The organism is Nocardia sp. CC227C (assembly GCF_030767025.1).
Lineage (GTDB): Bacteria > Actinomycetota > Actinomycetes > Mycobacteriales > Mycobacteriaceae > Nocardia.
Window position 1 is genome coordinate 337,902 of the sequence record NZ_JASITE010000001.1, and the last position, 13,942, is coordinate 351,843.

Sequence of the window (13,942 nt, forward strand, 5' to 3'; positions counted from 1 at the left end):
GAGAAGGTCGCCGGAAAGTACCATTGATCGACTTCCGGAATATGGCGATACCCACAGGGCCCTTCCATACAGACGACCGGCGATTCGGCTGCCCGGTCGAGGCGAGAGGCTGGAAGAGTCATGGATAGGAAGCGTTCCTGGACAGGCCGTTCGTGGTTCGGCAGAGTCGCGGCCGTGGTTGGCCTCGCGGCGGCCGGACTGGTCGTCGCCGCACCCGCACAGGCCGAACCGCTGTGGCCGGGCGGACCGGATATCCCTGGGGTTCCGGCGATCATCCCGCCACCACCGCCCGCGCCGGTCGTCGCCCCGTGCGACGCCTCGGCACGCATGTGCATGCGCCTGTCCACCAATGAGGCGTGGCTGATGGCGGACGGCCGGGTGACCTACGGGCCGACGCCCATCTCACACGGGCGGCCCGGATACGAGACGCCGCCGGGCACCTTCCGGGTCGCCTTCAAGCGGGAGGACCACTGGAGCACCCTGCACCACGTGCCGATGAAATGGGCGGTGTTCTTCAACGGGGATATCGCGACGCATATCGGCCCGATCGAGGAGCAGTCGCACGGGTGCATCCGGATGACGCCGGAGGGCGCGGAGACGACCTTCCATCACCTGTCGCCGGGTGACGTGGTGCAGGTGGTCGTCTAGATCCCGACCGGCCGCCGACCTATCGAACGCGGGTGGCGAGGGCCGCCGTCGCCGCCCCGAACGCGGTGAGTACGGCGATGCCCAGCGCCATGAGCCGGGCCGAGTCCAGCACCGACGCGTCCCCGAGCCGGATCAGCGTGCCCGCGATGGCCGAGGTGACGGCATAGGTGATGAGCTGCGTGGTGTTGAGCGCAGCCGCGGCCTGCGCCCCCTCCGCCGGATCGTCGGTGCTGCTCATGGCGGCCACGCTCAGGTGCGGGAAGGCCAGGCCGATGCCCGTGCCCGCGACGAAGAGCACCGCGGCCCAGGCGATGACGACGACGCCGGGGGCGGCGTCGGCCTGGAGCAGTCCGTAGGCGAGCAGTCCGCCGGTGAGCAGCAGCGGTGCGATGCGGATCGCCCGGCGTGCGGCGAGCGCGGTGAGACCGACGCTGAACAGCTGCGCCACCACCCAGCCGACCGACAGCGCCGCGCCGAGCAATCCGGCGACGAGCGGGGACAGGCCGCCGAGGCGCTGGCCGAACAGCGGCACGAAGTTCTCGGTCATCACGCCCGCGCACAGCGCCGCCACGGTCAGATAGACCCATTTGAGCGAGTTCCCGCGCGCATAGGTGGCGCGGGGGAGCACGCTCACCGCGCTCCTGGCGTCGATCAGCAGGAACGCGGCGATCAGCAACCCGCCCGCGACGAGTGCGATGGTGGTCGAAGTGCCTGCGGGCACCGTCGAACTCAGGCTGAAGGCGCTGGCCGCGAGGGTCAGCGTCACCAGTGCCGCCGCCGGAACGTCGCCGCGGTCGGCGGCTTCGGCCGTGCGCGGCAGCGTACGGCGGGTGAGCGCGGCCAGCAGCAGCGCCACCGCCAGCAGCAGCCCGTAGGCCCAACGCCACGCCCCGAGTTCGGCGAACAGCCCGCCCAGCGCGGGCCCGATGAGCGTCCCCACTCCCCACATGGCCGAGATCAGCCCGGCCCCGCGTGCCCAGAGGCGTTGCGGCAGTGTGCTTCTGACCACTGCGAAGCCGAGTCCGGCGAGCAGTCCGCCGCCGAGGCCCTGCACCACCCGGCCCACGACGAGTAATTCCATGGTCGGGCTCAGGGCATTGATCGCTGCCCCGAGGGAGAAGACCAGGAAACCGGCGAGGTAGGCGGTCGCCGCACCCCATCGGCCGAGCACGCGGCTGACCAGCATGGCGGCGACCACCGCCGCCATGAGGAAGCCGGTCGCCACCCACGCGTAGTACCGCGCACCGCCGATATCGGCCACGATCGACGGCATCAGCGCGGCGGTGAAGTAGAGGTTCATCGCATACAGCGCGACGCCGCCCGCGAGTACGAGCACGCTCGCGAGATAGCGGCCGGAGAACAGTTCGGACCAGCCGCCGGTCGCGGCGTCGGATGCGTCGCCCTCCGGATTCGTCTTGGTCACTGGGGGTTTCGATGGTGTTTCGGTCACAGCGCGCTACGCTAGAACTTCAAGTTCTATTGAAGTCAAGAGAGCGGGTATGGGACAGGCACCGACCGATCTGCTGACCATCGGCGAACTAGCCCGGCGCGCCGGGGTCGCCACCTCCGCCGTGCGCTTCTACGAGGAGCAGGGCCTGATCTCCTCGACCCGCACCTCCGGCAACCAGCGCCGCTACCGCCGCCACGTGCTGCGGCGGCTGTCGCTGGTGCTGTTCGCCAAGCGGCTCGGGATTCCGCTGGCCGAGGTCGCCGAGGTGTTCGCCGCCCTGCCCGAGGACCGGATGCCGAGCAAACGCGACTGGGATCGGATCGCGAGGCGCTGGAGCGACCATCTCGCGGCGCGGCGGCGGGAGATCGAGCAGCTCCAGCGTGAGCTCACCGGATGTATCGGCTGCGGCTGCCTGTCGCTGCGCCGCTGCTATGTGCTCAACCCGAGCGACGCGCTGGCCGAGCGCGGCTCGGGTCCCTACCGGCTGCTGCATCCCGATGCCGACGATGGGCTCGATGCCGACGACCGGTGATCAGGGGACGTAGACGGGCGTCCGGTCGCCGCCCCCGGCGGGGCGGATGCGGACCGGGCGGCGGGAGTCGCGCACCGCTCGCGGCGCACGCGGGCTCAACCGTCGTGACAGGTGGCGATGAATGGTGAAACGGTTTCGTTTCAACTGAATTCGGCTCGGGTTGCCGCGGAGGTCGGAGTCTGCCGCGGCAACCCGAGGGCGAGTGAGTGATTCGGTGCGGTCTAGAGCGTCGGGCAGAAGCCGCCTACCCCCGGTGGGCTCGCGGGCACGATGCGCTCGGGAGCCGGAACGGGGCGTTCTGGTATGGCCCCGGCCGGTGAGCCGGGTGAATGGTTGCCCGGCGCGGGGGCCGGAGCCGGTCCGGCGTCGCCGGAAGCCCAGGCGGCGGCGGGATTCAATGCGATCAAGGCGGCACAAACAGACGCACCGACGAACAGGCCGATGTGCTTTTTCTCCGTCATGGATTTCGACGCTACAACCAGCTCAAGGGAATTCGGTGGAGCCGGGCCGGTCGGTCGCGTTTCGATTGACGGTATTGTTACAAAGCCAATTCAACAGACCGATCAGTTTCTATCGCGATCCCGCAGCGCCGACACCGCCTTGCGCGCCGCCACCAGCACCGGATCCCAGACCGGGGAGAACGGCGGCGCGTACCCGAGATCGAGGGCGACCAGCTGCGCCACGGTCATGCGGGCGGTGAGCGCCACCGCCGCGATATCGATGCGCTTGCCCGCACCCTCGCGGCCGACGATCTGCACGCCGAGCAGGCGTCCGGAGCGGCGTTCGGCCAGCATCTTCACCGTCATGGGGGCGGCGCCGGGGAAATAGCCGGAGCGGCTGGTGGATTCGATGACGACGGTGACGAATTGGAGTCCGACCGCGCGGGCGTCCTTCTCGCGCAAGCCCGTTCGCGCCACCTCCAGATCGCACACCTTGCTGACCGCCGTGCCGACCACGCCGGGAAAGGTGGCGTAATCGCCACCGACGCCGGACCCGATGATCTGCCCGTGCTTGTTGGCGTGGGTGCCGAGCGGAATATGGCGTTCGGAACCCGATACGAGATCGAGCACCTCCACGCAATCGCCTCCGGCCCAGATATTCTCGTGGCCGCGTACCCGCATGGCCAGATCGGTGAGCAGGCCGTCGGACTGCCCCAGCGGCAGACCCGCCGCGCGGGCTAGTTCGGTGGCGGGGCGCACGCCGATGCCGAGCACCACCACATCGGCCGGATACTCGGCGTCCGCGGTGGTGACCGCGCGCGCCCGGCCCGCGTCGTCGGTGCGGATTCCGGTCACCTCGGCATTGCCGACGACCCGAATGCCCATGCCCTCCATGGCTTTCCGGATGAGAACGCCCATATCCGGGTCGAGGGTGGACATCGGCTCCGTGCCGCGGTTCACCAGGGTGACGTCGAATCCGCGATTGATCAGCGCCTCCGCCATCTCGACGCCGATATAGCCCGCGCCGACCACCACCGCGCGCCTGCCCTCGACGGCCTCCAGGGTGTCGATGAGCGCCTGCCCGTCGTCGAGGGTCTGCACACCGTGCACCCCGGCCGCGTCGATACCGGGCAGCGGCGGCCGAATCGGCGTCGCGCCGGTGGCGAGCACGAGTTTGTCGTAGTCCCACCAGCTCTCGGCCCTGGTGTCCAGCTCGCGCGCCCGCACCCGGCGTCCCGGCACGTCGAGTTCGACCACCTCGGTGCGCAGCCGCAGATCGATACCCCGCGCCCGATGCTCCGCGGGCGTCCGCGCGATGAGTTCGTCGCGGTCGGTCACGTCGCCGCCCACCCAGTAGGGAATGCCGCACGCCGAATACGAGGTGAAATGCCCCCGTTCGAACACCACGACCTCGAGCTCCTCGACCCGCCGCAACCGGCGCGCCTGCGATGCCGCCGACATCCCCGCCGCATCCCCGCCGATGATCACCACGCGCTCGCTCATACGGCCCACGGTACGAGATGTCCCCGCACCCCGACCGCCCGCCACGGTGCCGGTGTCACTCCGGCTCGCCCGCGACCCGGGGGAGCGGTCCACCCGGGGTCCCCGGGCGACCGGCCTCCCGCGGTCGCGGCGGAACGGCCGGGACCGCCATGGGAATTCCGTGCCCGCCGGGTCAGCGGACGGTGACCGCACCCGCGATGACGCCCCAGAGCCGTTCGGCGGCGTCGTCGACGGTGGGGCGGGGGTCGCGGCGGAGCAGGTCGGCGATGCCGTAGCGCAGGGCGCCGATGATGCAGGCTCCGGCGAGTTCGGGGTCGATGCGGGGGTCGATGTCGCCGTCGTGCTGGCCCTGGCGGATATTGCGGCCCGCGGCGGCGGTGAGGCGGGTGAGCGCGCCCGCTTCCAGCTCGGCCACCTCGGGTTCCATCACGATGCGGGTGAGCAGCAGTTCCGCCAGGGGGTCGCCGAAGTGGTAGGCGACGAAGTTGCGGGTGCGGGCGCGTTCCCGGTCGGTCCAGTGCACGCCGGTGGGGAGGGTGTCGTCGGCGATGGCCGCCACCAGTCCGGCGTGGAATCGCTCGTAGACGGCGACCAGCAGACCGGCTTTGGAGCCGAAGTGGTGGTAGAGCGCGCCGGTGCTGAGGCCGGAGCGGCGTTTGAGGGCGTGCAGGTCGACCGTGCCGTTGCCGTCGAGCAGTTCGGCGCGGGCGGCGTCGAGGAGCTGTTGACGTCCCAGGGGTGCGCGTGCCACAGTCGGACAATAACAGAATTCAGTTATGTTATCGGCTTCGCCCGGTATCGGTTTTGCTAGGGATCGGAGGGCGTCGTGAGCGCCGAAGTGACATCGGTCGTCGACCTGGCCGGGGATCTGGCCGGAAAGTACCGCCGCACCGAAAGCGGCGGCAGCGCGGTCGATCCGGATATCGTGGCGGCCGATCTGGCCGCCGTGGAGCGTGACGGCTACGTGATCCTGGAGAATCTGCTCACGCCGGACGAACTCGACGAGATCCGGCGTGCGGTGGACCCGCTGCTGTCCCGCACCGGCCGCAACAACTTCGAAGGGCATGCGACCCAACGGGTCTACAGCCTGCTGAACAAGACGCGCAGCTGCGACCGCGTGGTCGCCCACCCGCGCGTGCTGGCCCTGCTGGACCGGCTGCTCATGCCGAACTATCTGCTGTCCATGCTCCAGGCGATCAATATCCTCCCGGGTGAGGCGGCCCAGATGCTGCACACCGACGACGGGTTCTACCCGCTGCCGCGCCCGCGCCCGGCGCTGAGCGCCGCGACCATCTGGGCCGTGGACGATTTCACACCCGTGAACGGCGCGACCGACATCATCGCGGGCAGCCACCGCTGGGGCGACCGGCTGCCGGACGAGACCGATGTCCGGGTGCCGGTGGTCATGCCCGCCGGGTCGTGCGTGTTCTTCCTCGGCACGCTGTGGCACGGCGGCGGCGCGAACACCGCGGCGGATCCGCGGCTCGCGCTCACCGCCCAGTACTGCGAACCCTGGCTGCGTCCACAGGAGGCGTTCACGCTCTCCACGCCGCACGACATCGTGCGCGCCGTGAGCGAGGACATCCGGCGCATGCTGGGCTACAGCATCCACCCGCCCTTCATCGGCCAGGTGGACGGCATGCACCCCAAACGCCTGCTGGAACAGGCGGATTAGCTACAGCGGGGTCACGTACGCCCCGGAGATGCCGCCGTCGACCAGGAACTGCGAGGCCGTGATGAACGAGGAGTCGTCACTGGCCAGAAAGGCCACGGCGGCGGCGATCTCCTCCGGTTCGGCGAAGCGGCCGAGCGGAATGTGCACCAGGCGGCGCGCGGCGCGCTCCGGATCCTTCGCGAACAGTTCCCGGAGCAGCGGCGTGTCGACCGGTCCGGGGCACAGGGCGTTGACGCGAATGCCCCGGCGGGCGAACTGCACCCCGAGTTCCCGGCTCATCGCCAGCACGCCGCCCTTGGAGGCGGTGTAGGAGATCTGGGAGGTGGCCGCGCCCATGACCGCGACGAAGGAGGCGGTATTGACGACCGACCCCTTCCCGCGTTCGAGCATGTGCTCGATGGCGTACTTGCTGCACAGGTAGACCGAGGTCAGATTGACCTCCTGCACCCGCCGCCACGCGTCCATATCCGTGGTGAGGATCGAATCGTCCTCCGGCGGTGAGATTCCCGCGTTGTTGAAGGCGATATCGAGTCCGCCGTAGGTGTCCACCGCGGTCTGGAACAGGGCGCGGACCTGGGCTTCGTCGGTGACGTCGACCTTCACGTACAGCCCGTCCACCTCGGCGGCCGCGGCCGCGCCGGTGGTGGGGTCGACATCGGCGACGACGACCTTGGCGCCCTCGCGTGCGAAGCGGCGGACCGTGGCGAGGCCGATTCCGCTGCCGCCGCCGGTGACGACCGCTACTCGATCCTGTAAGCGCTGCAACGCATCTCCTCTGGGATGGGGTGACGGGGTGTCACTCGGTGGCGATGAAGACGTTCTTGGTCTCGGTGAAGGCGCGGGCGGCGTCCGGACCGAGTTCGCGGCCCAGCCCGGACTGCTTGAATCCGCCGAACGGCGTCGAATACCGCACGGAGGAGTGCGAGTTCACCGACAGGTTCCCGGCCTCCACCGCCCGGGTGACCCGCAGCGCGCGGCCGATGTCGGAGGTCCACAGCGATCCGGACAGGCCGTATTCGGTGTCGTTGGCGATACGGATGGCGTCGGCCTCGTCCTCGAAGGGCAGCACGGCCACCACCGGACCGAACACCTCCTCGGTGACGACCCGGTCCGTCGGGCTCCCGGGCAGTACCACGGTCGGCGCGAACCAGAAGCCGGGGCCGTCCGGGCAGGTTCCGGTGAACGCCACCTCGGTCGAGGATTTCAGGAATCCGGCCACTCGCTCGCGGTGCGCGGCCGAGATGAGCGGACCCATCTCGGTGGACTCGTCGGCGGGATCGCCCACCCGCACCCCCTGCACGGCCGGTTCCAGCAGTTCCAGGAATCGGTCGAAGACGCCGCGCTGCACCAGAATTCGCGATCGCGCGCAGCAGTCCTGCCCGGCGTTGTCGAAGACGGCGTACGGCGCGGTGGCGGCGGCCCGCTCCAGATCGGCGTCGGCGAAGACGATATTGGCGCTCTTGCCGCCGAGTTCCAGGGTCACCCGCTTCACCTGTGCGGCGCAGCCCGCCATGATCTGTTTGCCCACCTCGGTGGAGCCGGTGAACACCACCTTGCGCACCGCCGGATGGGTCACGAACCGCTGGCCCACCACCGACCCCGCGCCCGTGACGATCTGGAAGACGCCGTCGGGCAGCCCGGCCTCGCGGGCGAGCTCGCCCAGGCGGAGCGCGGTGAGCGGGGTCAGCTCGGCCGGTTTGAGCACCACGGTGTTCCCGGCCGCGAGAGCGGGCGCGAAACCCCAGGCGGCGATGGGCATGGGGAAGTTCCACGGCACGATGACGCCGACCACGCCGAGCGGTTCGCAGAAGGTGATGTCCACGCCACCGGCCACCGGAATCTGGCTGCCCAGCAGGCGTTCCGGCAGGCCCGCGCTGTAGTGCAGCACATCGCGCACATTGCCCGCCTCCCAGCGGGCATTGCCGATGGTGTGCCCGGCATTGCGCACCTCGAGCCGGGCCAGATGCTCCAGATCGGCGTCCACCGCCTCGGCGAACCGGCGCAGCAGCCGCGCCCGGTCACCGGGGGCGACCGACCGCCAGTCGGCCGCCGCGCGCCGGGCGCGTTCGATGGCGGCGTCGGTGGCGGCCAGGTCGGCCGCCTCGACCGTGGCCAGCACCGCCGCGGTCGCGGGGTTGATCACCTGCGTGGTCACCGGAGCTCCCTTCGATACGTCGTCGTCCGATACTCCGTCGCCGCGTCCACCAGCGCCCGCATGAGCCGGTGTTCGGTGGCATCGGCCTCCGGATGCCATTGCACACCGACCAGGAACGGGTCGGTGTCCGATTCCACCGCCTCGATGACGCCGTCCTCGGCGCGGGCGGAGACCATGAGACCGGGGGCGAGCCGGTCGATCGCCTGATGGTGGTGGCACCGGGCGGGTACCTCCGCGCCGACGACGGCGGCCAGTCGGCTACCCGGTTCGGTGCGCACCCGGGTCCGCGTGAAGGTGCCGGGCACCGGGCAGTGCTCCTCGTGACCGAGCACATCGGGTAGGTGTTGCAGCAGGGTGCCACCGAGTGCCACATTCACCAGTTGCAGGCCCCGGCAGATGGCGAGCACCGGCAGGCCGGCCGCTCGCGCCCGCTCGAACAGCGTGAACTCGAATTCGTCTCGCTTCGGCCGGGTCTGGCGCACGGACGGATGCGGCGCCGCGCTGTAGCGAGCCGGATCGAGATCGGCCCCGCCGGTGAGCACCACCGCGTCGAGCCGGTCCACCAGTTCCGCCGCCGCACTCCCGACGGGTGGCAGCAGTACGGGAATCCCACCGGCTCGCTCCACCAGATCGGCGTAGGCGCGCGGCAGCAGGGTCGCCTCATGATCCCAGACGCCGTAGCGGGCGCGCTCGGAGTAGGTGGACAATCCGATGACCGGCCGCTCACGGTCGGCCGGGCCGGTCGCCGAGGCGATGCCGCCGGGTGCGGTGCCGCCGCCCCCGACGGTGCCCGGCGGACCCGCGCCGCGCGACCCCTCAGAGGCGCTCGAAGCCACGGACTCGCTCCCAGTCGGTGACGGCGGCGTCGAAGGCGTCGAGTTCCACCCGGGCCGCGTTGCGGTAGTGGCGGACCACGTCCTCGCCGAAGGCCGCGGCGGCGATCTTGCTGTCGCCGAACAGCCGGGCCGCCTCGCGCAGGGTGCGCGGCACCCGAGGGCGCTGCGAGCGGTAGGCGTTGCCGTGGAATTCCGGCTCCAGGGGCAGACGGCGCTCGATGCCGTGCAGTCCGGCGGCGAGGGTGGCCGCCACCGCGAGGTAGGGGTTCACATCGGCTCCGGGCACCCGGTTCTCCAGCCGCAGCGACGATCCGTGTCCGACCACCCGCAGTGCGCAGGTGCGATTGTCCCGGCCCCAGGCAACGGCGGTGGGTGCGAAGCTTCCGCTCTGGAATCGTTTGTAGGAGTTGATATTCGGCGCGAGGAGGTAGGTGAGTTCGCGCAGACAGTCCAGCTGCCCGGCCAGGAAGTGCCGCATCAGCGCCGATTCGCCGCCCGCGCCGTCACCGGCGAACACCGGCTCGCCCGACTCGGTGCGCAGGCTGATGTGGATGTGGCAGGAACTGCCTTCGCGCTCATTGTATTTCGCCATGAAGGTGATGCTGCGGCCCTCCTGGGCGGCGATCTCCTTGGCTCCGGTCTTGTAGATGCTGTGGTTGTCGCACGTCACCAGCGCCTCGTCGTAGCGGAAGGCGATCTCGTGCTGGCCCGGATTGCATTCGCCCTTGGCGGATTCCGGGTACATCCCGGCTCCGGCCATCTCGTTGCGGATCCGCCGCAGCAGCGGTTCGACGCGGGCGGTGCCGAGCATGGAGTAGTCGACGTTGTACTGATTGGCGGGCGTCAGCTCGCGGTAGCCGCCGCGCTGCGCCGCCTCGTAGCTGTCGTCGAACACCAGGAACTCCAGTTCGGTGCCGACGTAGGCGCGTAGCCCGTGCTGCGCCAAGCGATCCAGCTGCGCACGCAGCACCTGCCGCGGTGAGGCCGACACCGGCTCCCCGGCGGGCTCGCCCCGCGCGCCGAGCCGTTCCACATCGCACAGCACCAGGGCGGTGCCCGGCCACCAGGGCACCAGGCGCAGGGTGTCGAGATCGGGCCGCAGCACGAAATCCCCGTAGCCGGTGTCCCAGGACGAGAGCGCGTAGCCGTCCACGGTCGTCATCTCCACGTCCACGGCCAGCAGGTAGTCGCACGCCTCGGTGGCGTGCTGGAGCACCTCTTCCACGAAGTAGCGTGCCGAACACCGCTTGCCCTGCAATCTGCCCTGCATATCGGTCATGGCGACCAACACGGTGTCCACCATGCCCGCCTCGACCCGCTGCACCAGATCCGCGACGGTGAGCATCCCGGTTCGCATCAAGACCCCTTTCGGCACCGACGTGCTCACGCTAGGCGACCGGTGGGGCATCCGTGTGTCGATTCACGCCGCGGGTCGGAGTAGTTCCACGCAACGCGCCGAGGTAGTTCCGCCGAGGCGGGTGCGCCGCGGCGCGGCATACGCTGCCACGCATGCCCGCTGAACCGACCCCCGAGACCGTGCCCGTCGGGAAGGAGGCGCTCGTCGGGGCCCTCGCCGCCGTGGCGGCCGCACCCGTGGCCGCGGCCGTCGTGGCGATCCTGTACCGCTTCCCGATTCCGATGTCCGGCTATGCCGACGGGCTCGGCGGTGCGATCCCCGCGGCGCTGGGCAGCCTGTTCTATCTCGTGCTCGGCGGCGCGCCGGTCCTGGGCCTGTCGGGGGCGGTGGGCGGCTGCGTCGCCGCCCGGCTCGCCGCCCCCGACATCCGGAGGGCGCGCCGCCTCACCCTGAGCGTCGCGGGTATGATCGCGCTGTTCGGCGCTGTCGCCCTGGCGGGCCTCGAACTCTTCATCGGCCCTTGGTGATACGCAGGCCCTTGGTGATACGCAGGCCCGTGGTGACTCGCACGAGTGCGAAAGTTTTTCGGCGGTCCGCCGGATCGGCGGAGATGCGCCGGATTCGGCGCGGACCTCACCCGAGGGGGCCGTCGTGGCGGTAGCGTTGACGGTGATGTCGGTCGAGGATGTCCGGCGATACGAGATGTGGTGTGCTGTGTGGAGTTTCGAGGTGTCGCCCAAGTTGTCCATCGGTGAGTCGGTTCTGAGCGAACTGTTGGACCGGGCCGTTTCCGACGGTGTGGCGCTGCGGCTCGGCGTCGTCATCGAGCACAACGGAGCGGTGCTGCTACTGGAGCACGACGAGCATGTCGCGGGCCGCAGCCCGCTGAACCTACCCGGGACCACCGTGCGCACCGGGGAGCCGCTCGCGCTCGCCGTGGCCCGCGCGGTATTCGAGGAGACCGGCCTGACGGTCGTCGATGTCGTCCGCCATCTGGGCAGCTTCGATTACCTGTCCAATGCCGGGACGCCGGTGCGCCGGGAGCACTTCGCGGTCGAGGTGGCGAGTATCGGGCCCATCCAGTTGAGCAACTACGTCGACTTCCACTGGGTCCGGCTCGACGGCGACCTGCCCGTCACCCCGTCGATCCACCGCATCCTCGAGAACTACCGCTCCCGTTCGCAGGCGTGAGACCGCCCGCATCGGTCATACCTCGACCATGACCGATGCGCACCATGGCCTGGGCGTGGGCGCAGTCGTCCAGTACCTGGCCCAGATCTCGTCTCGCGGGGCGGGCACGCCGAGCGGTTCGGTTTGCAGGCAGCTGGACAGGCCGGATCCGTCGCCGTGCGCAGCAAGGCGCTCAGGGCATCACCGGCCCGCAGGTGATGCAGGCGGCCCCGCGGCTCAGCAGCAGCCCCCCGGCCCTGCGGATCGCAGCCCCCCGGCCCTGCGGATCGGTGGCGGGGAGATGTCTGCTCCGGTCGGCGAACAGTGCGACCGTCCCGTCCGCGTCGTATCCTGTCGAACCCGAGTGTGTCCGGCGGGGCGCGATACGACACCGAGCCGAAGGTCCCGGGAATTCGGGACCTGTGGCACGGACCGGGCGGCGGCCGGGCGTCCTAGCTCAGGGCTCGGACCAGACGGGTCGCGATGGGTGCCGCGATGTCGTGGCGGGCGGCGGCGCGCAGCAGCGCACCGCCGACGGCGTCGAGTTCCAGGGGCCGACCGGCCTCGGCATCCCGCTGCATGGAGGATTTGGCCTGCGCGGGGAAGGTCTCGTAGCGCGCCAGTGCCGCGGCGGGGTCGGACGGCCCACCGCAGGCCGCGCTGACCGCCGCCGTCTCCGCCACCAGGGCGGCCAGTTCGTCGCGGTGCCGGGTGCGGATCTCGCCGATCGGCTCGGCGTAGTGGGTGGTCATGAGCGCGAGCGGGGCCAGGAACAGCAGTTTCGCCCACAACGCCGCCGCCTCGTCGGCCAGCACCCGGGTGCTCACCCCGGCGGCGGTGAGCAGCCGGGCCAGCGCGTCGAGCCGATCGCGCGGCACCGACTCACCGGTCAGGTCGATCTCGGTGAACGGGCTGCCGTGCCGGACGACTCCCGGTGCGACGCGGGTGGATTCGACGCGGATGACCGCGGGGGCGACCCGGTCGGGGCCGTAACGGCCGCGCAGCAGCGCCGGATGCTCCACGCCGTTGAGCAGCGGGATCAGCAGGCCGTCGCCGAGTGCCGACGGGGCGATGCGGTCCAGGGCGGCGTCGAGGGCGGTGTGTTTGACGGTCACCAGGCAGGCGGCCACCGGTTCCCGAAGCTCGGTGTCCGCCTCGACTTCGGCCGTGAAATCACCGAACTGCCCACTGCGAACCTGGATTCCATCGGTGCGCAGGGTGCGCGCGGTGCCCTCGGAGGCCAGGCAGACGACCCGGTGCCCCGCCCGCGCGAGCAGTGCGGCCAGCAGTCCACCCACCCCGCCGGGGCCCAGGACGGCCACGGTCGATGCGTGATCGGTCATGATGCGATGCGATCCTTTCGTCGGTCGGCCCCGCTCCCGGTGGCCGCCTCGCACCGATCATCGCATCGCCGGGCCGTCGTCGCCGCAGTAACGGGTGATGAACCGGTGCAGGATCTCCATCGGCTCGGTCACCGTCTCCCGATGTCCCAGCTCGGTGAGGTAGTCGGCTTCCTCGGGCGCGAAATAGCCTGCGTGGCGGTAGGTTTCGATGCGCACCGCGAGTCCGTTGCCGTCGAGTTCGGGATGGAACTGGGTGGCGTACACATTGCTGCCCACCCGGACCATCTGCACCGGGCAGCCCGCCGAACCGGCCAGCAGCACCGCGCCCGGGGGCACCTCCTGGCAGGCTTCCTTGTGTCCCACGAAGGCGCGGAATTCCGGTGCGATGGTGCTCAGCAGCGGATCCTCGCGGGCGGCGGCGGTGAGCACGATGGTCTGCGCCCCGGGCGGCTCCCCGTACCGCTCCTCGCTCACCTTGCCGCCGAGTACGTCCGCCAGCATGCTCAGTCCGTAGCAGGCGCCCAGGTACGGGAAGTCGCGGCGCGCGATCTCGGCGACGAGCAGCCGCAGCGGAGGTTCGAAGAGTCGCTGGTAGTCGTATTTCCGCTCCCAGGGCTTGCTCACATTGCTGGGGCCGCCGCCCACGATGACCGCGGCGAAGTCGTCGAGATCGATATCGGGGAAGTGCTGGTCCATCTGGATGCGCACCATCCGGCCCGCGTCCAGCCGTGCGGCGCGCAGGATGGCCTGGTATTCGTCGTCGGCGGCCGATCGCTCGGGCCGTAGCTGCAGCAGCAGGCAGGGCTTGGGCATGACTTCAGATTGTGACGGCA

General features: G+C 70.4%; 15 protein-coding genes. 5 read left to right on the forward strand and 10 right to left on the reverse strand.

The annotated features are described in order from the left end of the window. Positions 1-174: 174 nt before the first annotated feature. The gene (locus tag QMO76_RS01445; protein WP_306359295.1) at positions 175-648 is read left to right on the forward strand and encodes a L,D-transpeptidase; all 474 of its coding nucleotides are present in this window, start codon (positions 175-177) and stop codon (positions 646-648) included. 19 nt (positions 649-667) lie between these two features. Here QMO76_RS01445 and QMO76_RS01450 read toward each other — a convergent pair whose 3' ends face one another. Then, complete coding sequence (locus QMO76_RS01450) at positions 668-2,098, reverse strand: MFS transporter (RefSeq protein WP_306359296.1); 1,431 nt, start codon at positions 2,096-2,098, stop codon at positions 668-670. Between the two features lie 49 nt (positions 2,099-2,147). Here QMO76_RS01450 and soxR point away from each other — a divergent pair, with 49 nt between their 5' ends. Further along, entirely contained in the window at positions 2,148-2,630 is a 483-nt protein-coding gene (soxR, locus tag QMO76_RS01455) for a redox-sensitive transcriptional activator SoxR (protein ID WP_306359297.1), read from the forward strand. Between the two features lie 221 nt (positions 2,631-2,851). Here the strand turns inward: soxR and QMO76_RS01460 are convergent, their stop codons facing one another. The 3 genes from QMO76_RS01460 to QMO76_RS01470 all read right to left on the reverse strand — a co-directional run bounded on the left by QMO76_RS01460 (position 2,852) and on the right by QMO76_RS01470 (position 5,324). Next, positions 2,852-3,091: a hypothetical protein gene (locus QMO76_RS01460; RefSeq protein WP_306359298.1), complete on the reverse strand. Its 240-nt coding sequence runs from the start codon at positions 3,089-3,091 to the stop codon at positions 2,852-2,854. A 102-nt stretch (positions 3,092-3,193) separates the two neighbouring features. Further along, entirely contained in the window at positions 3,194-4,573 is a 1,380-nt protein-coding gene (locus QMO76_RS01465) for an FAD-dependent oxidoreductase (protein ID WP_306359299.1), read from the reverse strand. 172 nt (positions 4,574-4,745) lie between these two features. Next, positions 4,746-5,324 carry a TetR/AcrR family transcriptional regulator gene (locus tag QMO76_RS01470; protein WP_306359300.1) on the reverse strand — a complete coding sequence of 193 codons (579 nt, stop codon included), beginning with the start codon at positions 5,322-5,324 and terminating at the stop codon, positions 4,746-4,748. Positions 5,325-5,399: 75 nt separating this feature from the next. Here QMO76_RS01470 and QMO76_RS01475 point away from each other — a divergent pair, with 75 nt between their 5' ends. Further along, on the forward strand, positions 5,400-6,248 hold the full coding sequence (locus QMO76_RS01475; protein WP_306359301.1) for a phytanoyl-CoA dioxygenase family protein: 849 nt from the start codon (positions 5,400-5,402) through the stop codon (positions 6,246-6,248). Here QMO76_RS01475 and QMO76_RS01480 read toward each other — a convergent pair whose 3' ends face one another. From QMO76_RS01480 to QMO76_RS01495, 4 genes are read right to left on the reverse strand one after another with little or no spacing between them, the layout of a single operon-like run. Next, positions 6,249-7,013: a 3-oxoacyl-ACP reductase gene (locus QMO76_RS01480; protein ID WP_306359302.1), complete on the reverse strand. Its 765-nt coding sequence runs from the start codon at positions 7,011-7,013 to the stop codon at positions 6,249-6,251. Between the two features lie 31 nt (positions 7,014-7,044). Further along, positions 7,045-8,403: an aldehyde dehydrogenase gene (locus QMO76_RS01485; protein WP_306359303.1), complete on the reverse strand. Its 1,359-nt coding sequence runs from the start codon at positions 8,401-8,403 to the stop codon at positions 7,045-7,047. Further along, on the reverse strand, positions 8,400-9,239 hold the full coding sequence (locus tag QMO76_RS01490; protein WP_306359304.1) for a gamma-glutamyl-gamma-aminobutyrate hydrolase family protein: 840 nt from the start codon (positions 9,237-9,239) through the stop codon (positions 8,400-8,402). The genes QMO76_RS01485 and QMO76_RS01490 overlap by 4 nt, the downstream gene beginning before the upstream one ends. Continuing rightward, the gene (locus QMO76_RS01495; protein WP_306359305.1) at positions 9,220-10,596 is read right to left on the reverse strand and encodes a glutamine synthetase family protein; all 1,377 of its coding nucleotides are present in this window, start codon (positions 10,594-10,596) and stop codon (positions 9,220-9,222) included. The genes QMO76_RS01490 and QMO76_RS01495 overlap by 20 nt, the downstream gene beginning before the upstream one ends. A 152-nt stretch (positions 10,597-10,748) precedes the next feature. Here QMO76_RS01495 and QMO76_RS01500 point away from each other — a divergent pair, with 152 nt between their 5' ends. Together QMO76_RS01500 and QMO76_RS01505 are read left to right on the forward strand one after the other, a co-directional pair. Next, positions 10,749-11,123 carry a hypothetical protein gene (locus tag QMO76_RS01500; protein ID WP_306359306.1) on the forward strand — a complete coding sequence of 125 codons (375 nt, stop codon included), beginning with the start codon at positions 10,749-10,751 and terminating at the stop codon, positions 11,121-11,123. A 145-nt stretch (positions 11,124-11,268) separates the two neighbouring features. Further along, a complete protein-coding gene (locus QMO76_RS01505; protein ID WP_306359307.1) occupies positions 11,269-11,787 on the forward strand; it encodes an NUDIX hydrolase in 519 nt (172 codons plus the stop codon). Between the two features lie 431 nt (positions 11,788-12,218). Here QMO76_RS01505 and QMO76_RS01510 read toward each other — a convergent pair whose 3' ends face one another. Next, positions 12,219-13,109, reverse strand: a complete 891-nt coding sequence (locus QMO76_RS01510) for a ketopantoate reductase family protein (protein ID WP_306359308.1) — start codon at positions 13,107-13,109, stop codon at positions 12,219-12,221. A gap of 57 nt (positions 13,110-13,166) precedes the next feature. Further along, a complete protein-coding gene (locus QMO76_RS01515; RefSeq protein WP_306359309.1) occupies positions 13,167-13,922 on the reverse strand; it encodes a glutamine amidotransferase in 756 nt (251 codons plus the stop codon). Positions 13,923-13,942: the final 20 nt, after the last annotated feature.